The 22,020-nt window shown below is 67.5% G+C and carries 28 protein-coding genes and 3 pseudogenes; 8 read left to right on the top strand and 23 right to left on the bottom strand.

All coding sequences use genetic code 11. The features are described 5' to 3' along the window. The first annotated feature begins 1 nt into the window (after nucleotide 1). A complete protein-coding gene (locus WMF24_RS36755; protein ID WP_437732117.1) occupies nucleotides 2-1,609 on the top strand; it encodes a hypothetical protein in 1,608 nt (535 codons plus the stop codon). Here the strand turns inward: WMF24_RS36755 and WMF24_RS36750 are convergent. The 6 genes from WMF24_RS36750 to WMF24_RS36725 all read right to left on the bottom strand — a co-directional run bounded on the left by WMF24_RS36750 (nucleotide 1,603) and on the right by WMF24_RS36725 (nucleotide 4,003). Further along, on the bottom strand, nucleotides 1,603-1,914 hold the full coding sequence (locus WMF24_RS36750; protein WP_437732116.1) for a type II toxin-antitoxin system RelE/ParE family toxin: 312 nt from the start codon (nucleotides 1,912-1,914) through the stop codon (nucleotides 1,603-1,605). The two genes, WMF24_RS36755 and WMF24_RS36750, sit on opposite strands and share 7 nt — an antisense overlap. Beyond that, on the bottom strand, nucleotides 1,911-2,069 hold the full coding sequence (locus WMF24_RS36745) for a hypothetical protein (RefSeq protein WP_437738897.1): 159 nt from the start codon (nucleotides 2,067-2,069) through the stop codon (nucleotides 1,911-1,913). The genes WMF24_RS36750 and WMF24_RS36745 overlap by 4 nt, the downstream gene beginning before the upstream one ends. A gap of 50 nt (nucleotides 2,070-2,119) precedes the next feature. Beyond that, a complete protein-coding gene (locus WMF24_RS36740) occupies nucleotides 2,120-2,599 on the bottom strand; it encodes a hypothetical protein (RefSeq protein WP_437732115.1) in 480 nt (159 codons plus the stop codon). Next, nucleotides 2,574-2,765, bottom strand: a complete 192-nt coding sequence (locus tag WMF24_RS36735) for a hypothetical protein (RefSeq protein ID WP_437732114.1) — start codon at nucleotides 2,763-2,765, stop codon at nucleotides 2,574-2,576. Before WMF24_RS36735 ends, WMF24_RS36740 begins: the two co-directional genes overlap by 26 nt. Nucleotides 2,766-2,866: 101 nt before the next feature. Beyond that, nucleotides 2,867-3,112, bottom strand: coding sequence for a hypothetical protein (locus WMF24_RS36730; protein ID WP_242516265.1), 246 nt, complete (start codon nucleotides 3,110-3,112; stop codon nucleotides 2,867-2,869). A 285-nt stretch (nucleotides 3,113-3,397) separates the two neighbouring features. Next, the gene (locus WMF24_RS36725) at nucleotides 3,398-4,003 is read right to left on the bottom strand and encodes a Uma2 family endonuclease (protein WP_437732113.1); all 606 of its coding nucleotides are present in this window, start codon (nucleotides 4,001-4,003) and stop codon (nucleotides 3,398-3,400) included. Between the two features lie 450 nt (nucleotides 4,004-4,453). Between WMF24_RS36725 and WMF24_RS36720 the strand changes: the two genes are divergently transcribed. Together WMF24_RS36720 and WMF24_RS36715 are read left to right on the top strand one after the other, a co-directional pair. Beyond that, nucleotides 4,454-4,753, top strand: a complete 300-nt coding sequence (locus tag WMF24_RS36720) for a hypothetical protein (protein WP_437738958.1) — start codon at nucleotides 4,454-4,456, stop codon at nucleotides 4,751-4,753. Then, nucleotides 4,750-5,703: pseudogene (locus WMF24_RS36715) on the top strand (alpha/beta fold hydrolase); the annotation flags it as partial. The gene WMF24_RS36720 and the pseudogene WMF24_RS36715, both read left to right, overlap by 4 nt. Before the next feature lie 104 nt (nucleotides 5,704-5,807). Here WMF24_RS36715 and WMF24_RS36710 read toward each other — a convergent pair. The 13 genes and pseudogenes from WMF24_RS36710 to WMF24_RS36650 all read right to left on the bottom strand — a co-directional run bounded on the left by WMF24_RS36710 (nucleotide 5,808) and on the right by WMF24_RS36650 (nucleotide 12,341). After that, on the bottom strand, nucleotides 5,808-6,659 hold the full coding sequence (locus WMF24_RS36710; RefSeq protein WP_437732112.1) for an SDR family NAD(P)-dependent oxidoreductase: 852 nt from the start codon (nucleotides 6,657-6,659) through the stop codon (nucleotides 5,808-5,810). 85 nt (nucleotides 6,660-6,744) lie between these two features. Beyond that, a complete protein-coding gene (locus tag WMF24_RS36705) occupies nucleotides 6,745-6,933 on the bottom strand; it encodes a hypothetical protein (RefSeq protein ID WP_437732111.1) in 189 nt (62 codons plus the stop codon). A 187-nt stretch (nucleotides 6,934-7,120) separates the two neighbouring features. Next, nucleotides 7,121-7,480 (bottom strand): hypothetical protein, encoded by a 360-nt coding sequence (locus WMF24_RS36700; RefSeq protein ID WP_437732110.1) that lies wholly within the window; start codon nucleotides 7,478-7,480, stop codon nucleotides 7,121-7,123. Then, entirely contained in the window at nucleotides 7,443-7,715 is a 273-nt protein-coding gene (locus WMF24_RS36695) for a hypothetical protein (RefSeq protein WP_437732109.1), read from the bottom strand. The genes WMF24_RS36700 and WMF24_RS36695 overlap by 38 nt, the downstream gene beginning before the upstream one ends. 180 nt (nucleotides 7,716-7,895) lie before the next feature. After that, nucleotides 7,896-8,120: a hypothetical protein gene (locus tag WMF24_RS36690; RefSeq protein WP_437732108.1), complete on the bottom strand. Its 225-nt coding sequence runs from the start codon at nucleotides 8,118-8,120 to the stop codon at nucleotides 7,896-7,898. Between the two features lie 478 nt (nucleotides 8,121-8,598). Further along, a pseudogene (locus tag WMF24_RS36685) lies at nucleotides 8,599-8,937 on the bottom strand (JAB domain-containing protein); the annotation flags it as partial. 4 nt (nucleotides 8,938-8,941) lie between these two features. Next, nucleotides 8,942-9,364: an HNH endonuclease gene (locus WMF24_RS36680; RefSeq protein ID WP_437732107.1), complete on the bottom strand. Its 423-nt coding sequence runs from the start codon at nucleotides 9,362-9,364 to the stop codon at nucleotides 8,942-8,944. A gap of 34 nt (nucleotides 9,365-9,398) precedes the next feature. Then, a complete protein-coding gene (locus WMF24_RS36675) occupies nucleotides 9,399-9,803 on the bottom strand; it encodes a hypothetical protein (protein WP_437732106.1) in 405 nt (134 codons plus the stop codon). Nucleotides 9,804-9,990: 187 nt separating this feature from the next. Further along, nucleotides 9,991-10,239, bottom strand: a pseudogene (locus WMF24_RS36670) (JAB domain-containing protein); the annotation flags it as partial. Between the two features lie 10 nt (nucleotides 10,240-10,249). Beyond that, the gene (locus WMF24_RS36665) at nucleotides 10,250-10,546 is read right to left on the bottom strand and encodes a type II toxin-antitoxin system RelE/ParE family toxin (protein WP_437732105.1); all 297 of its coding nucleotides are present in this window, start codon (nucleotides 10,544-10,546) and stop codon (nucleotides 10,250-10,252) included. Then, a complete protein-coding gene (locus tag WMF24_RS36660) occupies nucleotides 10,543-10,767 on the bottom strand; it encodes an addiction module protein (protein ID WP_104985003.1) in 225 nt (74 codons plus the stop codon). Before WMF24_RS36660 ends, WMF24_RS36665 begins: the two co-directional genes overlap by 4 nt. 288 nt (nucleotides 10,768-11,055) lie before the next feature. Next, a complete protein-coding gene (locus tag WMF24_RS36655) occupies nucleotides 11,056-11,682 on the bottom strand; it encodes a JAB domain-containing protein (protein WP_437738896.1) in 627 nt (208 codons plus the stop codon). Between the two features lie 5 nt (nucleotides 11,683-11,687). Then, nucleotides 11,688-12,341, bottom strand: a complete 654-nt coding sequence (locus WMF24_RS36650) for an RNA polymerase sigma factor (protein ID WP_437732104.1) — start codon at nucleotides 12,339-12,341, stop codon at nucleotides 11,688-11,690. Here WMF24_RS36650 and WMF24_RS36645 point away from each other — a divergent pair. The 5 genes from WMF24_RS36645 (at nucleotide 12,340) to WMF24_RS36625 (ending at nucleotide 17,858) form a co-directional block, all read left to right on the top strand. After that, nucleotides 12,340-12,789 (top strand): helix-turn-helix domain-containing protein, encoded by a 450-nt coding sequence (locus WMF24_RS36645; RefSeq protein ID WP_437732103.1) that lies wholly within the window; start codon nucleotides 12,340-12,342, stop codon nucleotides 12,787-12,789. The genes WMF24_RS36650 and WMF24_RS36645 overlap by 2 nt on opposite strands. A gap of 683 nt (nucleotides 12,790-13,472) precedes the next feature. Next, on the top strand, nucleotides 13,473-14,474 hold the full coding sequence (locus tag WMF24_RS36640) for a hypothetical protein (RefSeq protein WP_437732102.1): 1,002 nt from the start codon (nucleotides 13,473-13,475) through the stop codon (nucleotides 14,472-14,474). Nucleotides 14,475-14,540: 66 nt separating this feature from the next. Continuing rightward, a complete protein-coding gene (locus tag WMF24_RS36635) occupies nucleotides 14,541-15,332 on the top strand; it encodes a hypothetical protein (protein WP_437732101.1) in 792 nt (263 codons plus the stop codon). A 91-nt stretch (nucleotides 15,333-15,423) separates the two neighbouring features. Next, nucleotides 15,424-16,968, top strand: coding sequence for an RNA-directed DNA polymerase (locus tag WMF24_RS36630; protein WP_437732100.1), 1,545 nt, complete (start codon nucleotides 15,424-15,426; stop codon nucleotides 16,966-16,968). 92 nt (nucleotides 16,969-17,060) lie between these two features. Beyond that, a complete protein-coding gene (locus tag WMF24_RS36625) occupies nucleotides 17,061-17,858 on the top strand; it encodes a hypothetical protein (protein WP_437732099.1) in 798 nt (265 codons plus the stop codon). Nucleotides 17,859-18,478: 620 nt separating this feature from the next. Here WMF24_RS36625 and WMF24_RS36620 read toward each other — a convergent pair. The 4 genes from WMF24_RS36620 to WMF24_RS36605 form a co-directional block, all read right to left on the bottom strand. Continuing rightward, nucleotides 18,479-18,892 carry an LIC_13387 family protein gene (locus WMF24_RS36620; RefSeq protein WP_437732098.1) on the bottom strand — a complete coding sequence of 138 codons (414 nt, stop codon included), beginning with the start codon at nucleotides 18,890-18,892 and terminating at the stop codon, nucleotides 18,479-18,481. A gap of 850 nt (nucleotides 18,893-19,742) precedes the next feature. Continuing rightward, complete coding sequence (locus WMF24_RS36615) at nucleotides 19,743-20,627, bottom strand: SDR family NAD(P)-dependent oxidoreductase (protein ID WP_437732097.1); 885 nt, start codon at nucleotides 20,625-20,627, stop codon at nucleotides 19,743-19,745. Nucleotides 20,628-20,992: 365 nt separating this feature from the next. Then, a complete protein-coding gene (locus WMF24_RS36610) occupies nucleotides 20,993-21,658 on the bottom strand; it encodes a class I SAM-dependent methyltransferase (RefSeq protein ID WP_437732096.1) in 666 nt (221 codons plus the stop codon). Nucleotides 21,659-21,660: 2 nt separating this feature from the next. After that, a complete protein-coding gene (locus WMF24_RS36605) occupies nucleotides 21,661-21,867 on the bottom strand; it encodes a hypothetical protein (RefSeq protein WP_437732095.1) in 207 nt (68 codons plus the stop codon). Between the last annotated feature and the right edge of the window lie 153 nt (nucleotides 21,868-22,020).

Raw genomic sequence — 22,020 nt, 5'->3', positions numbered from 1 at the left:
CATGAGCGCTGTCCAGGGATTCTCCGAGGCCCTGTGCGCGCTGGCCGAACGCGCGCCCATCCGCCGCGCCTGTGACCGCCGCACGCTTGCGAAGCTCGCGCCGCCCGGCTGCCCGCCCCGCTGGACCGAGGCGGCGGACCTGCTCCTCGCGCTGACTCAGGACCGAGGCCTGCCCCTCCTCGGCGACTACGACTTCGGCGCCCTCGCCGAGTTCGACTGCAGCTTCCGCCGCCACCGCTCGGGCCCGCCCGACCTGGTGATCGCAAGGCACGCTTCGGGCCGGCGCGTGCTCCTGACGCAGCGAGAGGGCGCTGTGTACCTCGGCCGGTACGAGAAGCGCCTCTGCAGCGATCTGCGCGCGTTCCTGGAACGCCTCGCCGCCGAGCTCTCTCCCACGCCCGCCCTGGCTCCCTTCTCGATCCACTGGCGCGCTGGGGACGAGGCCAGGAAGCTCGCGAACAAGCTCCGCGTCGCGGAGAATGGCGCCGCCTCGGTGCCGCACGACACGTGCTGGTCGGACGACCGCTGGTTCATCGTCCGGGATCGCGCCGCTGCCCGCCGCTTCGAGGACCTCCCCGCGCTGCTCGCGGCCGCCCGCGCCGCCGGCGCGGAGCTTGGCCTGCACGACGGCCGCGCCGAGGCGATGCTCGTCGAGGATCTCCAGCGCGTGCCCAGGGGCGCCCAGCTCCACCAGGCGGTCGGCATCGCGGAGATCTCCATCAAAGTCGCCGAAGGGCGGCGGATCGAGCAGGCCCTCCATTACGGGGACGTCGCCACCGAGCGAGCGGAGTGGGAGGACGGCGAGCTCCTCGTCCAGCGCACGCGCCCGGCGACCGATCTGTTTGCTCCGATCCCCGAGCTGCAGGAATACCTGTTCGCCCGGCGTATCCACCGCCTGGATCGCTTCCGGCGTTCCGAGGAGGACCTGCGCAGGCTCTTCGGCGACGACCTCTGGCCCGTCCTGTCCGCGGTGGAGCGGGACCACGGCGGCGTCATCGCGGAAGATGACTTCGCGCCGTGGAGTCTGCTCGGCGTGGCGCCCCTCATCGCGCCTGGGTACGTCGCGGAGACCGTTGTGGGCGACCAGCGGATCAGGGACATCCAGGGCAAGCCGGTGCGCCAGGTAGGCAAGGTCGACAAGATGCGCTGGCTTTGCATCGACGAGGAGGGGCGCTGTTATGTGACAGGGCGCCTCGGCGACGACCTCGAGCCCGGCGGCGACGACATCGCGTCGACCTTGCTACGCCTCGCGCTCGACTGGAAGCTCCAGCGCTGGCGCACCGAGGCGAGCATGGGCGGGTTCCTCCAGCGCGAAGGCGCCGAGCGCTTGCTCAAGGAGCTGCACGGCGCGGCCGAGCGAAAGCTCGACACCTTCGGGCACACCTATCATGCCGGCCCCGGCTTCATGCTGCGGCACCGCAAGGCGGTCCTGGGACTCGACCCCTACTTCCAGCTCATCGCCACCTCGACCAAGCGCTTCTGCGAGCTCCTGCGCCCGCTGGCCGCCGCGGGTCGCCCTGTGCGCGTCCTGCAGGACACCGAGTCCTTCCCGACCGACGAGGAGCTCGCCGCATGCGCCCACGCAGGGGTGGTCATCTCCGATCACTGAAACCGCAGGTACCCGACCGAGGTCGGGGGAACCAAGCCACGGCCTTTGGGTGCGCGTGCGAGAATACGAATGTGATCGTCGCGTACGCTGTACAACGCACTGTAGGGAAATCGCCGCACGAGCCACCAGCGAACATCGTTCTCCACGGCTCTCCCCGTGAGCGGTGACGCAGCCAGGGCATCGACTGCGCCTTGGACCTCGGCGACGAAGGCGTCACCAAGGCCAGGACGTGCCCGAGCGTCGTAGGCGGCGGTCTCGTTCAGCTCGACCTCAGCCAGCTCGTGAAAGATGACCCGCAGCGTCACCGGAGCCGCGCGCGGGCGTCACGAAAGACGTCCTCGGCCGGTCGCCCCCGGGACGGATCTGCATCAAGCTCTGCGTCCCGGCGCGTCGCTTCCTCGGTCCAGAGGTGCCCGTGCTCCTCCTCGGAGAGCTCATCCAGCTCGGAGAGCTCATCCAGGCTTTCCAGAAGCGTCTCTGCGAGACGTGCGCGCTCCGCGACGGGCAGCTTCAGGGCTTCGGCTCCAGCTCGGGAAGGTTCACGGGGGGATTGTACCGCGCGGCTCGGAGGCTGCCCAGGCGTATCGCGATGAGCCGTTCGAGCGTGATGACGCGTATCGGAATTCCACCGAGATCCAGCTCTTCGCTGTCGGCCAAGAGTTCCTCGTACGACGTCCCTTCCTCGATTGTGCCCAGAAGATCGAGCGTTCCCATGTTGGTCGCCAGCAGCTGGTGCCCTGTGGAGGCCAGATGAGAGGCGGTCGGTGAAAGCCTTCTCTGGAGATGGACCCGGTAGACCGCATCGAGCTCACGCAGCGCACCAAGCAGCCGTTCGACATTGTCCGGGGTGCGAGCGTGTACGACGTCGAGATCGAACGTGTTGATGGGGGCTCCCTGGATCACGGCGGCAACGCCACCGACGACAATGAAGTCGACTTGATGCCGGGCGAGCACTCCGAGGAGCTCAGCGATCTTCGTCGGAGCGGGCATGCGGTTCTCGCGCACGCCTGCTCTCGCGGGCGAGCGTGACGAAGTCGATGTGGGCCTGGAGGGTGGCGACCCGCTCTGCTGGCGTGAGGCTCAGCATCCAGCGGATGAGCGTGAGGTCGACGCCGTCCTCATTGTAGACCGGAGGTACCGCTTCAGGATCGACCATCTTGCGTGGAGCGTATCACGCACGGATGCGACGGACGAGCCCCCGCATCGCGCAACGCCACGTCGAGCGCGGAGACGACCTCCGTCGAGCTGCTCATGCCATCACGCGGCGTCGGCCGGCACGTGGCCGAATAGCCGGCGCGCGCAGTCGTGCCCGTACAGCCTCACCGTGAGGCGCACGCGAAGCTCGTGGTCGTCCGCCCCTGGGTGGCGAGCGCGGATGCTCGCGAGCGCGAGCTCACGGACCGCCTGGCTCAGCCGCATCGCTGCCTCGAGCCGCTTCTCCGGAGGCATGCGCCGGAGCAGCTCGTGGTAGCGTGCGTCCGCTTGCGGCGAGGTGTCGACCATCGATATACAACATGAGTTTGGCAGAAACCGCTCGCACGGGAAGGGCTCGCCGCTGGTCCCTCGCGAGGCGGGGTGTCGTTCCGGCGGGGTGCCCTCCCTCGCCCCACGCTCGCTCCCGGCTGACGTCCGAGCTCCTTGCCAGATCCAGCGGAGCCGGCCTCCCATTCTCCTGCCGCGCAGGAGCGCATGCGTCGCTCGAAGTCGGCCTTGAATTACCCGTGAGCCCAGGGGAATCCCGCTATTGACCTCGCCAGGCAGGCACTATTGACAGCGGCCAGCGATCCTTCATCGGATCCAGATCGCCGCCAGATCGAGCTCCACCGCATCGAACGGCTCGGCCCTCACCTTCGCGTCCTCTTCGTAGGTCTCGAGCAGCACCCACCGTCCGCCCTCGAGCCGGTAGACCTCCAGCGTCCGCAGCAAGGGGCTGAGCAGCCAGACGTGCCCCACGCCTTCGCGCCGGTAGATCCGCATCTTCTTGCCCCGGTCGACGCGCTCGGTACGCGGCGAGATCACCTCGCACACCCAGTCCGGACAAACGTCGTAGTGCGCCGGCGTGTCCTCGTCCCCGAGGGCGTCCGGCATGCGCGCCCGCTTCCAACCGGCGAGATCGGGTACCACCTTGTCGGGTCGCGGCCCGAGGTGGAGCTCGGGTTCATCCAGGAGCACCCAGCCGCCGGGCCCGCCGTCGCCGAGGTCGAAGGCGCTGCCGAGCTTCATCGTGAGGCGCGATGCACTCCGCGTGTGGGGGCGGCCGGGCCGCGGAAAGGTGAAGAGCTCCCCGTCGAGGATCTCTGCCACTTGCTCGGGCGGCACCGCCTCGAACGCTGCCTCGACCTCCGGTGCGTTGCGAGCGGGATCCGGGTTGCGCGGCGGCAGGCCGGTGCTCATGACCGACCCTACCACGAGAGCGTGGTCCCAGCCGGGGCGAGCGCCTGTTCCCGCGCCGTACGAGGTCGTGCGCCTGGCTCACGATGCCGTGCCCCCATGCGGACGCCGGCGCGCCGGCGGTCGCCGGAGGGGGCGCGTGGTGCGGGTCGATATCCAAGCGGTGCCCTCTGGGTCGGGTCCCGCGTGGCTCGACGTGCTCCAGCGCCGCGTGCCGCTGCCCCATGGTCTGCGGAGCTGCCGGCCGGGGCGGTGCGCGGGAGGCTATCGGCTGGATGCGCAGGGGCGGGACGCCCCGCCGCAGGGGGGCAGCGCGCCGCGAGGGGCTACTCGTGGACGGCGGCGTAGCGGCCGCTGGGGGTGACGATGACGTGGGCGGTGAGCGGGACGTGCAACCCCATTGTTCCATGCTGACGCAGCCATCATCGACCTCGAACCCGCCAGGGGGACTCCATGGCCCTCCGAACGACGACGAAGAGCTCGAGCCCCACCAAGGGGCCGAGCAGCACCAGGCCGGCCAGGCCGCCAAACCCCCGCGAGGTGGCCGACATGCTGGGCGTGACGATCTCGCCGCTCAAGCCCGAGCAGATAGCGCGGCTGCACAAGGAGTTGCCCGTCTACGCGGAGTTCCTGGACGACGTGGCGGCGCTGTTCGCCGAGGATGCGGCCGCGCTCGTTCCGCCTGTTCAAACCATCTGCAACCGAGCCTCGACTTCCTTCCTCGCTGCGGGGATGGCATCCTGCCGGGCATGACCGTCGGGGCCGACCGTCGCCGCCACCGCGCCCTCCCTGTAACCGATCGGCTTCGCGTGATCGAGTTGGTCGCGCACGAGGCCGCCAGCGACGTCCCTGCTGCAGATCATCCAGCGCGACGCGAGGGCGTCACCTTGACCGAGCGGCATGGCCTCCTGCTTGTCGACGCTGACGCCACCATGCCCGACCGAGGTTGGGGTGACCAGGCCACGGCCGGTGGCTCCACGTGGTCGTCGTGCGGCTGCCGGAGCTCGCGGAGCTCTCGGCCGAGGCGGCCCGCTGGAGGCTGCCGAGCGGACCGCGGGGAGCATCGATTCCAATATTTTCGCGTACTTGGACCTGAACCACTTCATCACACCCGCGAAGCTGCGGCAGGCAGGGACAGTCCCATGACGACCTGGATGAGCGGAGTCTGCGAAACGAACGGCATCGACGTCCACTACCTCCGAACCGGAGGCGCCAGGCATCCCGTCGTTCTGCTCCATGGATTGATGGGGAGCGGCGCCTGCTGGACCCCCTTGGCGCGGGCGCTCGAAGGTGAATTCGACGTCGTCATGCCCGACGCCAGAGGGCACGGCGGTTCGAGCGCGCCGCACCACGGCTACCGGTACGACGATCACGCGAGCGACGTCGTGGGCCTCATCCGCGGCATGGAGCTCTCTCGTCCGGTTCTGCTTGGCCACTCGATGGGCGGCATGACGGCCGCGGTGGTGGCGAGTCGAGGGGCGGGGGTCATCCGCGGCCTCATCCTGGTCGACCCGACGTTCTTGAGCCCCGAGCGCCAGCGCGAGGTGCGCGACAGCGACGTCGCCGATCAACACCGCCAGGCCCTCGGCTTGCAGAGGTCTGACCTCGTTGCGCAGGCCCGAGCCCGAAACCCGCGTCGCTCGCCCGAGATCGTCGAGCTGCAAGCCGAGGCGAGGCTGAAGACCCGCATGGGCGCGTTCGATTTCAACAACCCGAGCGCCTGGCAGAGGTGGTCCTGTCGTTCTTGCGTGAGCTGGCTTGGCGTGAGCGCCCGACCAAGACGGGCAGCGGCTGCTCGCCGCCCCGTTCAACCCCCGTACATCGCAAACAGCGCCCGGCTGGCCTCGTCCGCGGCCACGTTCACGGGGCCGACCAGGGCCGCGTCCATGCCGAACGTCGTCCGCAGCGGTCGCTGGCCGTGCGGCATCGCGAGGAGCTTCAGCAGCACGTCCGCGAGCTCCGCCGGGTCGGATCCCTTCAGGGTCTTGACCATCTCGACCGTGGCGCGCAGCTGACCGCCGAGCTCCGCGTACTCGGCGACGCGCGCCTCGTCGTCGTTCTGCCAGACGTTGTCGAAGAGCTTCGTCTGGACCACCCCCGGCTCCAGGATCACGACGTCGATCCCGGACGCCCCGAGCTCGCGCTGGTAACCCTCGGCCATCATCTCCATCGCGGCCTTTGCCGCGCAGTAGTGCGACGTCATCGGCATGAGGATGCGCCCTCCCATGCTGGACGTGAAGGCGAGCAGCCCCGTCTTTCGCCGCCGCATGTGCGGCAACACGGCGCGACAGACGCGCTGAGTCCCGAAGACGTGCGTCTCGAAGAGCCGCCTTACCTGATCGATGCTGCTGCACTCGGTCAACCCGATCAGGCTGTTGCCCGCGTTGTTCAGGAGCACGTCGATCTGCCCGGCCTTCTCCACCACCGTCGCGACCGCCGCGTCCACGGAGGCGTCGTCCGTCACGTCGAGGGCGACCGCCTCGATCGGGACGCCGGCGGCCGAAAGGCCGGCCATCTCGTCGCGCGCCGCCCGGTTCTTGCCGTCGGGATCGCGCATGCCCGCGAAGGCCACATAGCCGCTCCGCGCGAGCGTCTCCGCCACGCTCCGGCCGATCCCCGTGCTCGCGCCCGTCACCAGCGCCACTCTCTTCGCCGTCATCGCGCCTCCTCCTCGAGCGCCGGGGACTCACCCGGCGCTGGTAGCGCGGTCGATGGTACCACGCGGCCCGGCGGGTGGATCGAGGTCATCGCGCCACGCGGATAGGCTCGATCTCCCGGCGCGCTGGCCGCGCAGACCGCGCTCGCACGAACACGGCGCCCTGGAGGGTGACGTGGTGGAAGAGGTAAGGGGCCGAGACCTCGCGCGCGAGCTCGGTCGCGTCATGGGCAAGGCGCGTGTCGGGGGCGTGGACTCCGGCGATCTGCGTGGTCATGGGGGCTCCTGTCCGTCGGCCGAGGCCGAGCTGCCGGGAGCGTGCGCGATCGCGCGCCTGGCGCCCTGCCGATCGTGCGTCACTTCCTGCCAGGCGCGCGGACGCTCCTGGCGAAGCGCTCCGGCAGGGGTCCGCCACGCGACGCCCGGCGACGTCGGGCGCGCGTCGCGCGATCGCTCCGCGGCGTTCACCACGCCGTGGTCGTCGTGCTCAGGTAGTGACCGAGAGCGGTGTTCAGGTAGATGCGGTCGTTGGCCAGGGCCGCGGCCCGAGGCGCCGCGTTGACCCCGAGCAGGCGGCTCTCCCATGTATCGCCGCCGTCGCGCGACATGGCGATGCCTTCTCCGAAGGCGAAGACATTGCCCTTCGAGTCGACCAGCACATTCGAGGCGGCGTCGATGACCCTGGTGAAGGAGACGCCCCTGTCGATCGAGCGGAAGATGCCCTTGTAGGTGCCGAGGAACAGGTGGCCGTGTCGCTTCGTTCTCGCAGGTCGACGTCGGTCAGGTTCAGGGGGATCGGCGCGAACGAATCGCAGCGATCTCACCGAGATCGAGCAGATCTTTGGCGCGACCGGCCGCGCGCTTGGCGCGTTCCAGGGCGTCCAGCCCCAGGATTCGAACCGCGGAGCCGTAGAGGTGGATTTCCTCCGACCCCTTCGCAACGTCGTCGAAGCTACCCACTCCGGGCACATCGCCCAGCAGGTCTATGGCGCCAATATCCGTGCTCGGCGTGAAGTTGAGCCCGCTCCATAACGTCTGTTCATCCCAGAAGAAGGGCAACTCGGGAGGAAATCCGCGAAGCGTAGGATGGAACGGGGCAGGGCGCGTGCGAGGCGCCGCAAGTTCTCGCGATCGCGCGAGTAGCACATATCGATGTCGTTGGTCGTGCGGCTCGAACCTTGAATTACCAGCGCGAGCCCGCCGATGATCACGAAAGCGACATGCTCACCGACGAGCGCCTCAACGACGCGCCGAAAGTCGGTGACCATGGGCTGCCTTCGCTTCCTCGATGAACTCCAGTGCCTTCCGCATCCGCTCGACTCTCTCGGTGGGAGTCAAGCGCAGGTTCTCGGCGATGAGCGATGGATCAACGCCAGAGGGGACTCTTTCGAGTATCCGCTGATCCCAGCTCTTCTCGGCGTCGGAGGGTTCAGCCCCTGTTCGTTCGGCTTGACGATCATGCATCGGCGTCGGGCTCCTGACCCACTGTACCACGGTGGTGATCCCCGACGAGTGCGAGCGAGCATGGCTCCCGAGGCCGGCCGGCTGTCGTCGCCCTGAGCGCGTACGCTCGTCGCACTCCTCCCGCCTTGGACGTCGCAGCGGCCGGGCGGGCTCCCACCGCCCGACCTCGCGAGCGCCTTTCTCGCGTGCCATCCAGGTCGAGGTCGCACCTCGGGCGCACGATGCCGGGCCCCCGGGGCGGACGCCGGCGTGCCGGCGGTCGCCGGCGGTCGCCGGCGGTCGCCGGCGGTCGCCGGAGGCGACGCTTGAGTGCGGGTCGACCTCGATACGGTGCCCTGGGTCGGCTCCCGCGGCGGCGCCTCGTGCCGCTGCCGGTCGCGTCGCTGGAGGCTCGCGGAGCTGCCGGCCGGTGCGGTGAGCTGGGGGCTGGAGGGGCGCAGCGCGCCGGCGGCGGGGCGCTGCGCCCTGCGAGGGCAACCTCGTGGACGGCGGCGTAGCGGCTGCTGGGCGTGACGATGACGTGGGCGGTGAGCGGGACGTGCAGCTCTGCCGAGAGGTGGCGCAGCTTCAGGGTCATATCTCCGTCCTCGCGGGTGGGCGTCGGGTCGCCGCTGGGGTGGTTATGGGCCATCACGAAGCTGTGGGCGGCCATGTCGAGCGCCGTGCGCAGGACCGTCGCGCGGTCGATGTAGAGGACGTCGGCGCCACCGCGGGCGAGCAGGCGCGTCTCGCGGACGTGGCCGTGGGTGTCGAGCGCGGCGATCCAGAGCTCCTCGTGGACCAGGGAGGCGAGCCTCGGGCCGAAGTACCGCGCGCCAGCGCTACGCGGGCGGGTGCCAGCCCACCTCGGCCCAGCGCCGGCGTGCGGCGACGATCGTCGCGCGGTTCATCCGGAGCGCGATGACCGTTGCTCTACCCGAGGGCGTCACGCCCTCTACCCTGGTTGCGTCGACGCTCCACGTGAAGTGATCGCTCCAGCGATGGAGGCGCGGATTGAAGAGCGGCACGATCTCTCCCGTCAGCGGGTCGACCGACTCCGTGGCGCCTGCCTTGAACTCGTTGCATGGGCGGCATGCGAGGCATACGTTCTCGAACGAGGTCGGCCCGCCCTTCGAGACCGGCGTGATATGATCGTAAGTCAGGGGAATTCCGCGATTGGCCTCGCTTGTCAGGCAGGTTTGACAGCGGCGCCGATCGGCCTCCTCGATACGAGAGCGGAGCAGTTCGGAGACGTAGGTTGACACCGCAGTCCGTCTTCCATCTCGTGGAGGGCGCGCGCTACGGCGAAGCGACGGCGTGCCCGCGCCATCGCAGGAGCGCCGCAGCGTGGGCCTTGCGGAGCATGAACAGGTCGCTCTCGTGCCGGAGACGCTCAAGCTCGATGCGCTCCGCCGGCGTGAGGAGCCCCTGGGTGTTCCGGTCGAGCAGCTCGTCGTGGCGCGCGAGCTCTGCTTCGGACCTGTGGCTCTTTGCGATTTGCCAGAGCGCCTGGTCGTCCATCTTGTCGAGGCAGGCGAGGTCGACCTGGAACTCCGGGGGCGCGTCGTCCCAGGCGGGAGGGCTGCCGAGGCTCAGCGCGCGTAGCATCACGGCTTCGAGCGGCTGTCGGGTCGCGAGCGCAGTGCCCCGGAGGCGCTGGTAGAGCGCTTCGGGGAGAGCGAGGGTGACGGTGGCGGTCGACATCGCGCTGGGGCGGACGCGGGAGGCAAGCCCGCGTCGCCGTCGAGCCTGGCACGAGGAGCACCCCGGCTCCTCCCCTCCCCGGTCAAGCGCGATGACGAGGGCGAGCGCGCGGCGGGGCTGCCGGCTGGGGCGGTGCGCGGGAGGCTGGCGGCTGGATGCGCAGGGGCGGGACGCCCCGCGAGGAGACCTACTCGTGGACGGCGGCGTAGCGGGCGCTCGGGGTGACGATGACGTGAGCCGTCAGCGGGACGTGCAGCTCCGAGCCGAGGTGGCGCAGCTCCAGGGTCATCTCCTCGTCCTCGGGGGTGGGCGTGGGGTCGCCGCTTGGGTGGTTGTGGGCGAGGACGAAGCTGTGGGCGGCCATGTCCAGCGCCGTGCGCAGGACGGTGGAGCGGCCGACGTAGAGGGCGTCGTCGGAACCGCGGGCGAGCAGGCGCCGAGCCGGACTATTGGCGCCCGCGCCAGTAGAAGGGCCGCCGATTCTGATGTGCAATCGCGAGAATACGAATGTGATCGTCGCGTACCCGGTACAGCACGCTGTAGGGAAATCGCCGCACGAGCCACCAGCGAACCTCGTTCTCCACGGCCCTCCCCGTGAGCGGTGATGCGGCCAGGGCATCGACTGCGCCTTGAACCTCGGCGAGGAAGGCGTCACCAAGGCCAGGACGTGCCCGAGCGTAGTAGGCGGCGGCCTCGTTCAGCTCGACCTCAGCCAGCTCGTGAAAGATGACCGGGAGCGTCACCGGAGCCGCGCGCGGGCGTCACGAAAGACGTCCTCGGCCGGTCGCCCCCGGGACGGATCTGCGTCAAGCTCTGCGTCCCGGCGCGTCGCTTCCTCGGTCCAGAGGCGCCTGTGCTCCTCCTCGGAGAGCTCATCCAGGCTTTCCAGAAGCGTCTCTGCGAGACGTGCGCGCTCCGCGACGGGCAGCTTCAGGGCTTCGGTTTCCAGCTCGGGAAGGTTCACGCAGGGATTGTACCGCGAGGCTCGGAGGCTGCCCAGGCGCGCTGCCCCATCGGTGAGGAAGATGCCGCGCCGACGGCGATGGCCGACGTTGGCTGCCGTGGCGCAGGCACGGAGCGGCCGGAACGAGCTTGGGCTAGAGACTAGCCAAGCTACGGTCGGTTGCTTCACGTGGTCCAGCGCCTCTGCCGCTGCCGGGGCTTGCAGAGCTCCCGGCCGGCGCGGTGCGCGAGAGATGGCGGCCGGATGCGCAGGGGCGCAGCGCGCCGGCGGCGCTGCGCCCCGCGCGGCCTACTCGTGGACGGCGGCGTAGCGGCCGCTGGGGGTGACGATGACGTGGGCCTTGAGCGGGACGTTGAGCTCGGAGGCGAGGTGGCGCAGGGCCAGGGTCATCTCCTCGTCCTCGGGGGTGGGCGTGGGGTCGCCGCTCGGGTGGTTGTGGGCGAGGACGAAGCTGAGGGCGGCCATGTCCAGCGCGGTGCGCAGGACGGTGGCGGCGCCGACGTAGAGGCCGTCGTCGATGCCGCGGGCGAGCAGGCGCGTCTCGCGGACGCGGCCGTGGGTGTCGAGCGCAGCGATCCAGAGCTCCTCGTGGACCAGGGAGGCGAGCCGCGGGCCGAAGTACCGCGCCACGCGGGCGGCGTCGTTGAGGAGCGCGCCCCGGCGCGCCCGGGCGGCGTGGGTGCGGCGGCCGAGCTCGAAGGCGGCGGCGAGCCGGGTGGCGTCGCCGAGCGCGATCTGGGTGCGCTCGGCCAGCGCCGCGGGCGAGAGGCGGCCGAGGGAGGGGAGAGCGGCCGTGCCGAGGAGGCGCGGGCCGACGCCGGGGAGGCCGAGCACCATCTCGAGGAGGGCGGCCTCGGTCGCGGTCGGGAGATCGGCCGCCGTCTCGGCGGGGGCGTCGACGGGGGCGCGGCTCATCGGGCTCATCGGGGCCACCTCCGAGAGCGGGTGAGGGCGCGGGCGAAGATGCGGCGCGCGAGGCGGAGGCGGGTGGCGACCGTGGGGCGCGGGAGCGAGAGGGAGGCGGCGATCTCGAGCGAGGAGAGGCCGGTGGCGGCGAGCGACAGGATCTCGCGCAGCTCGGGGCGGAGACGGTGGAAGGCGCGGAGCAGGCCGCGGGCGACGAGGCGGGCCTCGGGAGAGGGGGCGGCGAAGGCGGAGAGGCGGTCCGGGTCGACCGCGGGGAGCTCGTGGCGGCGGTGGGCCTTGTCGCGGTAGTGCGAGGCCTGCCGCGAGGCGATGCCGGCGAGCCAGCGGCGGAGGGCGTCGGCGGGAGGAAGCGCGGGGGACGGGCGGAAGCGGCCGGAGCGCAGGCTGCGCCAGGCGCCGAGGAGGGTGTCCTGGGTGAGGTCGTCGAGATCGGCGGGGAGAACGCCGCGGGCGTGGAGGGTGCTGCGGATGAGCGGGCGCTGTTCGAAGAGCGCGGTGGGGTCGAGGTGGACGGCGGGGTGCGGTGGCTGCAGACGGAGGGGCTTGGGCGGGCGGGCGAGCCGGTTGAGAGCAGCGGGGCGGGGACGGCGACGGGAGGACGGATCGATCTCTTGGCCCTGGTCAGGGCGTAGACGTACGGTTTCCATGTCGGACCTCGTGGAAGCGGGGTTCGGCCACGCCGCCCGGGGTGTTACCAGCACCCGCGGGCGGCACTTTTTGTGGTCTCGCCACGTTACGGATTGGCAACCGGCAGGTCAAGGAAATCCGATCTGTTGGATCATTATTCTGAACCCCGCGCGGGGGTACGCGAACGGCGTGCGAACGCTCACGCTCGATACCCTCCTGCTCTACATTGCGGCGAACCTGCGGCGTCTACGCCAGCAGCGCGGCATCACGCAGGAGCAGCTCGCGGAAGCGGCCGGGATCGAGCTGCGGACGATGCAGGCGATCGAGGTTGGGCGGCAGAACATGAGCCTCGGCACGCTCGTCAGGCTCGCGAACGCGCTCGATGTGTCGCCCGGGGTTCTTCTCCGCAGTGCAACGATGCCGGAGATCAAGCGAGGCCGACCGCGCAAGCGTCCCGCCGGCACCTGACAACCATCGCCCGGTGTCCGCGCATCGACAGCGCGCGGCCATCCGCGCGCTCCTCCACTCGGTTCGTGGTTGGCTCGTGGGTTGCTGCGGCGTCGGACGCTGTCCCGCCTGGCGGAGCACTCGGCGATCTTCGGCAACTGTACAACGCGGCCGCTGATCGGGCGGACCGTTGCAAGGGCAACTCGTCGCTGCGGAGGGGTAGGGCCTAGAGGGCCGCTCGCGCCTTCGTCTGGCGCAGTGACAGCACGGTCCTGCGCCGGTCCCCTTGACAAGGTGGGGCAGCCTTCGGATACGCTATCTTTCCGGGATGCGTGGGGGCGGCACGAGGGGGTGGGATCGGAGTTCAAGGCAACGCCGTTGCGCCTAGCCTCACCGGCATCGGCTCCGAGAACAAGGTCAAAGACGTTTTTTATAGGTTGCGCGACCTAGGTAAGATCGAACGCGTGCCAGGGCTCAGGGGATCTGCATCGGCCTGGCGAAAAAGCCGCGCAGGCTCTGCCTAACATGCCGTTACAGCAGACGGGCCTTCGGCCCGCTACTGATCGCCTAGTTGGGCGGCCGGGCGTGGTGACATCGTGGGCCGGCCAGAAGCGCTCCCTCCACGAGTCATGTACTCCCCGCCATCGTGGATGTGGACGCTATTTGCGCGTGACGCCGGCTGGTGGCGCGAGTAGGATCCCTATATGGCGATGCTTGGCAAGGTGACCTCGCTATACGATGCGGAAAAGGCTTCAGACCAGTTCGAACTGCTCCTGCGGAACCTCGGCGTGGAGCTCACGAACGGCGGCGCGCTGGAGCGCCTGCACCTCGTCATGAAGCGGCTTGTGGACCTGCACGCAGGACGCGGCACGCAGAGACCGGGGGAAGACCTGCGCAAGGACTTCCGCGACCTCGTGGGCATCACGCAGATCATCGACCTTGCGCTCAAACTCCCTGCAGCAAGCCTGCCGAAGTTCAAGAAGCACTTCGAACTGCTGAACGTCGGGACGCCGCTGCAGAACACGCCTGCACCACGGAACGACCCCTCGGGCGACAAGGTTCTGGAGCTTCTCGTGGGCCTTGCTGCGGTCCGGATGGGAGCAACGGTCGAACTGGACGATCCCGAGAACGCGCAGGGGGATAACCCCGACGTTCTCGCAAGGTTTGCGAACGAGGTGTGGGGCTTCGCTTGCAAGGTGCCGTCCGGCGACGCGCCCGCGACACTCTTCGAGCGGATCGCTGACGGCGTCAAGCAGATCGAGCGTTCGGTGGCCACGCATGGGCTCGTCGTCCTCAACTTTAAGAATCGCTTTGACCACGACTCCGAAATCCCCGTGCTGGGAAAGGACAGCGACGGTGATCTCCGCCTCGGAGTGCATCGGGATCACCAGCAAATCGTAATCGATTTGAAGGAATTTAACGAGACGCGAATCCGGGCCATGGCTGACTATGCAACGCCGCCCGAGGTCGAGAAGCTCTTCGCAGGCAAGAAGGCCCTGCCAGCGCTTATCGTGATCTCGCAGACGACGGCGGGCGTGAGATTGCCACCGCTTGTCGCACCACCGGGCGCTGAAGGCGCTCCGGTGCCGGCACGTGTGGGCTTCGTGCACCTGCTCTCCCTGTCTTCGTCGGCGGACGACGACCAGCGTATCGAGGCAGCAAAACCCATGCTCAGCGCGCTCAATGACGCGCTCGCGGACGTCTAGATAATTTGGATTCGCGAGAACGCGTTGCGGTCACAAACCGTATGAACGGTAGAGGATGAGAGCACCATGGCCTGGGGCGACAATGAGACCTATTACGACGAGATCGAGTGGAACCACATCGATTGGCTCAGAGCAAATCTACCATCATACATAAAATTTCACGCCGAGTCGAAGGGGCATCTGCCAGAGAATTTTGTAGATACAGGGGGGAACCGTCCGTTGGCGAAGGCAGACGCGGTCGCTGGATACATTCGGCGAACGGGCTACTTGAGCTACTCGATCTTCGTCAACGTCCTTCTTGCGAAGGAGGCTTTGGATCTGCCTTCGGAAGGGGAAACGATGCTGCGCGTCTACTCGCGCGTTTCGAGCTTCTTTCTGCGCGCGGGAGCCGTGATCGATATCTCCAAGGAACTCTGGAATACGACACAATGGGATCGCAATACGAAGAAAGTCAAGGGGCTCGCTGGCCCGGCGAAGGTGCTAAAAACCACTTTGGACCCGATTGATGCTTTTAACAACTTTACGAAACACGGAGGGCTTGCGCCGGCTGGGCTCTTGCGCGCCGAGTTTGACGGGAAAGCTGGTCACATCGTTCTTTTGCCCAAAGAACTGAGCCGAAGTGCGCAAGACTGGTCTGAACATCCGGAACCTGATCAGGACGCCGATGCCCTCCTGGCGACGTACTTCAAGAAGCTTGTGTCCGAAATCGACAAGTTCTACGACGCCCTCGTCAAAGACAACGCACGTCGATTGAGGTGCTGGCGGACAACTACTGTCGCAGCTCCGAAGGGAATACGAGACTTCGTTGACGTTCAGGCCGACGGGTACGTGGTGTCCAGCGGCAGCTACGGCAGATGAAGGCAATTTTCCGGTACCGGCCATGCCGCCCAATAAGACAATGCAGCCGACGATGCGTTAGACGTAAGCTCAACAAAGGGATGACCTGAACATGCATAAACTTGCCCCAACGTCCCTCGACTGGGCCCTCGAGCACCTTCGCAGATACAGCGACACCGACAAGTTTCCGCATCCCTTCGAAGTGGATGTCATGGCGCGCCTCTGGGCCTCGTCGCTCCGAACCCAGCTCAGCGATATCGATCTCACCCAGCATCGTTGGACCCGCGAGCGCAAGATGCTCGTGCCAAAAGACGCGGCATCCTTCAGGAACGCTGCTCAACTGGACCCTATAGACGCGGTGCTCCTCGCTGGTTTGATCTATGAGGTTGGTGCGCAGATCGAGCAGAAGCGAAGCCCTGTGGCCGACAAACGCGTCTTCAGCTACAGGTTTGCACCTAGACCAGATGGCACCCTCTTCGGCCCCGATCAGTGGGATAAGTTCTGGGAGACATCGATCTTCCGATCCCTGACGCGACCGGTCGTCTTGATGCTCGACATTACCGATTTTTACAATCAGATCTCACATCATTCCATCGAGAACCAGCTGACGCGGTGTGGGCTGAGCGCACAAGATGTTAAGATCTTGATGAACTTGCTCAAGTCGTCAACGGCATCGGTGTCCAAAGGAATTCCTGTGGGCCCGCACCCGACGCATCTCCTGGCAGAAGCTTCCCTGATCCCCATCGATGAACTGATGACCCAGCGCGGCTTCGATTTTTGCCGCTACGTAGACGACATTCACGTGTTCTGTGATAACGAGGAGACCGCACAGGTTGCACTGTTCGCGATCGCCGGTGCTCTCGATCAATATCACAAGTTGACGCCAAATAGGTCGAAGACTCAGATCGTTCCAGCGGCCAAATTTCAGAAGATCGCTCGTGCGAAGGCCGATGATCAGCCGATTAATTCGATGGAGCAGTCGGTCCTGAGCGTCATCAAGAAGTACTCGACGGGGCCCTACGACGCGACTCCCGTTTCGCGTCTCGACGCCCAGGACCTGGCGCAGCTCTCTCAAAAGGCGCTCGAAGATATCCTGGCGGCGTATCTCGCGTCATCCGAGCGTGACTATGTGCGTCTGCGCTTCCTGCTGCGTCGTCTGGCTCAGGTTGGCGTGCCCGGTGCCGTAGAGTTTCTGGTTCACAATCTTTCTCATCTACTTCCGGCCTTTGCAGAGGTCGCAAGCTATCTGAACGCAGCTACTCCTCATTATGCAGGATCCTGGGCCGTGCTAGGAAATGATCTTCTTCGACTGCTCGATTCGCCGATCGCAAAGGAGAGTGAATACATTCAGCTGGTTATTCTTGGATTATTCGGCAGGATCGTCGGTCTCAATCACATCGACAAGTTGACCGGGCGGTTTTATTCAAGTGGCCCTAGTGCTCAGCGGGAGATCATCCTGGCGGCCGCAAACGCGGGTGCGGACGCGTGGTTGCGGACTTTGAAAGCAGACTTCTCGCGGTACGATCCATGGCTTCGCCGGGCTTTCGCCTATGCAAGCCGCGTCTTCCCTGAGGATGAGTGCAAGTTCTGGATCAAGGAGGTCAAGCCGCTGTGCTCGCCGCTTGAACTGGCGATTCTGAAGGACTCAAGCCCCTGACGGCTTGTACGCTGCTGCCGATAAACGAGCGCGCGATGCGCGCCCGTTCGCTGTAGACCGCAACATTGGATAGGTAGTAGTGGCTCCGACGAATGGATATCGCAATGAATCGAGACATTAAGAGTGCGGACATCGATCCGACATACGAGAACATTGCTGCGACTTGTCCGTCGTGCATGCAGCGCAATGTCTACAATCGTGCGAGCGACATCGGTCATTTTCGCGCGATCTCCAATCACCGCGTCGTGTGCCTCAACAACGAGTGTGGTGCACCCTTCGACGTAGTCGGGGACTTGATCAACCCTGGCCACGAGATGCTTCTTTTGGATAGCTGGTCATTCTTTCGCGAGAAGCGGTACATTCAAGCTGTGCTGAGCGCAGCCACCGCATACGAGCTATTCTTCGCTCATTTTCTGCGTGTAGAGCTTCTGTTTCGTCCAAACCAACGAGATCCCGATTTCTTTGCCGACGAGATACGATGGCTAAACGACCACGCTCAGCTACTGGTTAAGAGAACGCAGCGGCACGGATTTGAGGACATGCGCCGCCTATTTCTTCGTGTCGCGCTTGACAGACACAGCTTGACCAGTCGTGCGGCAGCGGCCAGCTACATCGCCGGTCTGCCCAAGAAACCCAGTGCGGTCAAGCGCGGAGAGATAGAGACGCTCGCTAATCTAGAGCGGCGCAAGCTATTGCTGGATGTTTTTGGCGCTGAGATTGCCCAGCTTCGCAACAAGGTCGTGCACAAGGATGCTCTTCGGCCAAGTCGCGAGAAAACTGAACAGGCAATATCAAATGCGTACAAGACGATTTTTGCCATTGGGGCACACTTTGGGATCGGGGACACCGATTACCACCTAAACGAATCGCGGGAAGATGCTGCGCCTTGAAGAACTGTCCAACCAGTGGCTGAGGCTGACGAGCGTCATCTTTCGTTAGCCCGCTCGCGGTCGTTAGGCCGCAAGAAACACGCTCTCACTCACCACCACCCGTCCTCGGAGCAACCGGTCTGCAGCTGGAGCAAGAATAAAGTACTGGTTCCTGGGTACCACAAGTTTTCCGCAGGGTGATGGCTATTGCGTTTGCGTTATCGACATCGCCGACAGGTTCGCGAGGCTGGCAACACCGGCAGAGGTACCTGCTGGTAGAGTTCTGGCGCGGAGCGGTGACAGCTGGGACGCTATCGGCCCTGATGACCCGCTCGGTCTGCTTTTTGTGGCGCAGCCGCGAGCGGAGTCGTGGACGCTGCAACGTAACCGCCCACCTTCGCCATGGTCGTCGACCGCGGCGAGAGCCGCATGTCGGGCCTGGGGCGCCTGGAGGGGGCGCGGCGGACGGGCAGCCGGAGGCGCCGCGCCGACGGCACCGCGTTCACGCCCCAGCCTGCGGGCCGCCGCCTCGCGATGGCGGCGCGGTCCGCCGGAACCTGAACGAGCGATGCCGCAACGGTTCGTCCGACGGGCCGCTCGTGGCGACTGCGATGGGCTATGGGCTATCTTCGCCCGCACGCTCAGCGCACCACGAGCGCCGCGCCGAAGCACGCCGTCGCGACCAGCATGGTCACGATCGGCGGCGGCGGAAACGCGCGGACGGCGATGGCCAGCAGCGCCAGCGACACCGCCGCGTTCAGCGCCACGACAGCAGCGAGCGCGGCGAGGGCGGGCGCGGCGAGCACGCAGACGGCGCCGTGCAGCGCGAGCACCAGGCCCATGGCCACGCTGAACCCCCTGAAGAGGCCGAGCAGGTCGCGCGACAGCCCCATCATGGTCATCCGGTGCGCTCGCATCGCGTCCAGGACCGCGGTCCCCGCGGCGGGCGTCGCGCGGCGAACGAGCATCAGCGCGGTGAGCGCGAGGTGCCCGATCCCGGTGACGACCCACGCCCACGCGCCCACCTGAAACAGCACCTGTGTACGGCTACTCATGACAGCCCTCGTTTCTTTGCCGCCGGTCCCTGGCGGGTGCGCTCCACATGCTGCCGTTTGGACCTGGAGCACGGCCCTGAAGATTTCAATACGGAACCGGATGGTCTCACCGGCCGACCGCGCCGGGCCGCCGTCGCGTCCGTCCTCCGCGCCGCCGGGCAATCCGTCAGCCCCTATGCCGCCGACGCTCGAGAGCCCGCCGTCCGCCTCGCTGGGGCTCGCCGCCGTCGCCGCCCTGGCCACCGTCGGACGTCTCGATCTCGCTGTCGCGCACGGTCACCCCGGCGTGCAGCGCGACGAGGCCGATGCTCGGGTAGCAGGACGACGGAACGGAAGACGGCGAGCCGGAAGGGAGAAAGGGTTGCGCAGCAACCACAAAGGGCACCCGAGACGGCGACGGGGCTGCGTAGGAGACCACCGGGGCTGCGCAGGAGCCGGACGGTTGTAACAAAGGACACCAATGGAGGCGCCCAGGAGGGGCACGGGGCCGCATAGGACCGCGGCGACTGTTGCATAGGACACCAACGGCGGTGCGCAGGAGGGCGCCGAGGCCGCGCAGGAGGGGCGCCGGGCGGCACAGGAGGCCGTCGAAGCCGCGCAGGAGGGCGCCGGGGGCCGCACAGGAGGGCGCCGGGCCTGCACAGGAGGGCGTCGGGGCCGCCCAGGAGGATGCCGGGGCTTGCGCAGGACGGCCGACGGCGCTGCGCAGGACGGCCGACGCGGCCGCCCCGGGCGGATAGGAAACCCTGGAGTTCTCGCCCATGGCAGGCCCCGCGGGAACGGCGCCGGGCGAGCCGTCTATCGCGCATCAAACACCCGCTGCTCTATTCAATGTGCTCACGGATCCCGCTCACGCGTCGGCGTCAGTGCTCTTGGGCTTGGCGCCGGCGGCCAGCATCTCCTCGCGCATGCGCTTGTGCCTGTAGCTGGCTAGCTTGAGGCTGAGCGCCGGAGACAGGCGATCGAGGTACCAGAATGCCTTCCACCATTTGGGCAGGACGATGATCGCCTCGTTGCGGGCGACGGCGTCGATCGTGCGGCGCGCGAGCTCTTCGGGGGACATTGGGCGCAGGCGCTCCGACATGCGCATGATGGCCTCTTTGGAGACGTTCTCCACGTTGATACGGCCGTACACACCGCCGGTGAGGATGGGTGTGCGGATGGTGCCGGGGCACAGGACGGAGGCGCGGACGCCGTAGCGCTCTGCCTCCACGCGGAGGGCCTTGGTGACGGCGACGACGGCGTGCTTGGTGGCGGTGTAGGCGCCCTCGTTGAAGCCCGCGACGAGGCCTGCGACGGAGGCTGTATTCACAATGTGTCCTGAACCCTGCTTCACCATGATCGGGTAGACTGCCTGGATGCCGTAAACGACGCCGCGCAGGTTGACGTCGATGACGTCGTCCCAGTCCTCTTGCACGTGACTGGCCATCTCGCCCCCGACGACGATGCCGGCGTTGTTGAACAGGTAGTCGATGCGGCCTGAGCGCTGCAGCGTGTCTTTTGCGATGGCCTTGAAGGCCGGCAGGCTGCGCACATCGAGCTCGGCGGCGGTCGCGCGACCTCCGCGGTCGGTGATGCCTTTGGCGACCTCCGCGGCGACGCTGTGCTGGCGATCCGCCAGCACGACCTCGCACCCTCGATGGGCGAGCTCTTCGCCGAGCGCGCGGCCGATGCCGGAGGCGCCTCCGGTGACGATTGCCACCTTGTTTCCAAGCGTTTTCTGGTTGGTGCTCATCGGGCGCGGACGCTATCACGTTCACGCGCCGCCCACGATATGCCCTTCGAGATCGATGCCTCCGGTTGGGCCCAGACGCGCGGCCTTTTCTTCGTGCTCATGTCCTGGACAGGGATCAAACGGGGGCTGCGCCGAGCGCGGGGCCGAAGCATTCGGTGCAATTAGCTTTTTGCACCAGATCTCCTTGCGAGCTCATACGTTTGCGCGGCCCAGACCAGGACTGCGTGCGCCGCGTGGGCGGCTGACATCGTCCTTTGAATGCGGCGGGCTGTGCCGGAACGACGGCGACTGCACGGCGGCGGCGCCGCACTGCCTCCCGCAGACGTTCGGCGCGACGACGATGAACGTGTGCAAGCGCTGAGGTTTCAGGCGCGCACGAGCAGCGCGTAGCCGAGCATCGTGCGCAAGGCCTCTTGCGCGCGGCGCGGCAGCAGCGCCTGGATCGGGCGGAACCAGATCGGCCACGGGACCGGGCGCCCGATCTTCTCGCCCTCGACGACGAGGTGGCGGGGCTCGGTCCAGCGCCAGCCGTGGGCCGCGTAGAACGCGGCGGGGTCCCGCGCGCCGTCGCGGATCGGCGCGTTCTTGAACTTCACGCCGCGCGCGCGCACGGCGCGGTTCAGGAACGGCGCGCTGAAGTCGACGATCCACGACCCGATCGCGGCCTGCGCGTGGACGTCGTCGGCGAGCTTCGCGACGTCCTCGAGCGGCAGGTACGTCAACACGCCCTCGGTGAGGACGATCGCGCGCCGCGCCCGGGCGACGCACTCCGCGAGCGCCGCGCGCCGCGCGTCGTCGACGGACAGGTCGGCGGCGATGCGCGCGAGGCGGCAGCGCGGCGTCTCGCCCGCGAGGCGGTCCTCCTTCAGCGCGACGATCTTCGGCATGTCGACCTCGACCCACGAGAGCGACGCCGGCAGCGTCATCCGGTACGGGCGCGTGTCGAGGCCCGCGCCGAGGTTCACGACGGTGTCCACCCCGCGCGCGATCGCCTCCTGCAGGTAGCGGTCGATCACGACGGTGCGCACCACCGTCAGCACGCGCTTCCCGAAGCGGTCCGCGAACCCGACGACGCCGCCGAGCGCCCACGGTGCGCCCGCATCGCGCCGAGGACCGCGGTCTCCGCGGCGGGCGTCGCGGTGCGACCGAGCAGCAGCGCGGTGATCGCGAGGTGCCCGAGCCCGGTGACGACCCACGCCCACGCGCCCACCTGAAACAGCACCTGTGCACGGCACCTCATGACAGCCCTCGTTTCTTTGCCTGCCGGTCCCTGGCGGGTGCGCTCCACATGCTGCCGTGTGGACCTGGAGCACGGCCCTGAAGATTTCAATACGCCACCGGATGGTCTCCGGTGCGATGGTCGCCGTGACCGACAGCTCAGCCGAATCTTCCG

It is taken from the genome of Sorangium sp. So ce1335, from assembly GCF_051521615.1.
Classification (GTDB): Bacteria; Myxococcota_A; Polyangia; order Polyangiales; family Polyangiaceae; genus Sorangium.
This window is presented reverse-complemented; position numbering and strand designations above follow the sequence as displayed.

Excerpts from the sequence above, each read along its gene's own strand:
- WMF24_RS36655 (WP_437738896.1), bottom strand. The coding sequence starts at position 11,682 with ATGAGCCGCGCCCCCGTCGACGCCCCCGCCGAGACGGCGGCCGATCTC.
- WMF24_RS36710 (WP_437732112.1), bottom strand. The coding sequence starts at position 6,659 with ATGACGGCGAAGAGAGTGGCGCTGGTGACGGGCGCGAGCACGGGGATC.
- WMF24_RS36705 (WP_437732111.1), bottom strand. The coding sequence starts at position 6,933 with ATGACCACGCAGATCGCCGGAGTCCACGCCCCCGACACGCGCCTTGCC.
- WMF24_RS36675 (WP_437732106.1), bottom strand. The coding sequence starts at position 9,803 with ATGTCGACCGCCACCGTCACCCTCGCTCTCCCCGAAGCGCTCTACCAG.
- WMF24_RS36640 (WP_437732102.1), top strand. The coding sequence starts at position 13,473 with ATGGCGATGCTTGGCAAGGTGACCTCGCTATACGATGCGGAAAAGGCT.
- WMF24_RS36605 (WP_437732095.1), bottom strand. The coding sequence starts at position 21,867 with ATGAGGTGCCGTGCACAGGTGCTGTTTCAGGTGGGCGCGTGGGCGTGG.
- WMF24_RS36720 (WP_437738958.1), top strand. The coding sequence starts at position 4,454 with ATGGCCCTCCGAACGACGACGAAGAGCTCGAGCCCCACCAAGGGGCCG.
- WMF24_RS36645 (WP_437732103.1), top strand. The coding sequence starts at position 12,340 with ATGTCGGACCTCGTGGAAGCGGGGTTCGGCCACGCCGCCCGGGGTGTT.
- WMF24_RS36690 (WP_437732108.1), bottom strand. The coding sequence starts at position 8,120 with ATGCATGATCGTCAAGCCGAACGAACAGGGGCTGAACCCTCCGACGCC.
- WMF24_RS36625 (WP_437732099.1), top strand. The coding sequence starts at position 17,061 with ATGGATATCGCAATGAATCGAGACATTAAGAGTGCGGACATCGATCCG.
- WMF24_RS36620 (WP_437732098.1), bottom strand. The coding sequence starts at position 18,892 with ATGAGTAGCCGTACACAGGTGCTGTTTCAGGTGGGCGCGTGGGCGTGG.
- WMF24_RS36635 (WP_437732101.1), top strand. The coding sequence starts at position 14,541 with ATGGCCTGGGGCGACAATGAGACCTATTACGACGAGATCGAGTGGAAC.
- WMF24_RS36730 (WP_242516265.1), bottom strand. The coding sequence starts at position 3,112 with ATGGTCGACACCTCGCCGCAAGCGGACGCACGCTACCACGAGCTGCTC.
- WMF24_RS36725 (WP_437732113.1), bottom strand. The coding sequence starts at position 4,003 with ATGAGCACCGGCCTGCCGCCGCGCAACCCGGATCCCGCTCGCAACGCA.
- WMF24_RS36650 (WP_437732104.1), bottom strand. The coding sequence starts at position 12,341 with ATGGAAACCGTACGTCTACGCCCTGACCAGGGCCAAGAGATCGATCCG.
- WMF24_RS36615 (WP_437732097.1), bottom strand. The coding sequence starts at position 20,627 with ATGAGCACCAACCAGAAAACGCTTGGAAACAAGGTGGCAATCGTCACC.
- WMF24_RS36735 (WP_437732114.1), bottom strand. The coding sequence starts at position 2,765 with ATGGTCGATCCTGAAGCGGTACCTCCGGTCTACAATGAGGACGGCGTC.
- WMF24_RS36740 (WP_437732115.1), bottom strand. The coding sequence starts at position 2,599 with ATGCCCGCTCCGACGAAGATCGCTGAGCTCCTCGGAGTGCTCGCCCGG.
- WMF24_RS36630 (WP_437732100.1), top strand. The coding sequence starts at position 15,424 with ATGCATAAACTTGCCCCAACGTCCCTCGACTGGGCCCTCGAGCACCTT.
- WMF24_RS36755 (WP_437732117.1), top strand. The coding sequence starts at position 2 with ATGAGCGCTGTCCAGGGATTCTCCGAGGCCCTGTGCGCGCTGGCCGAA.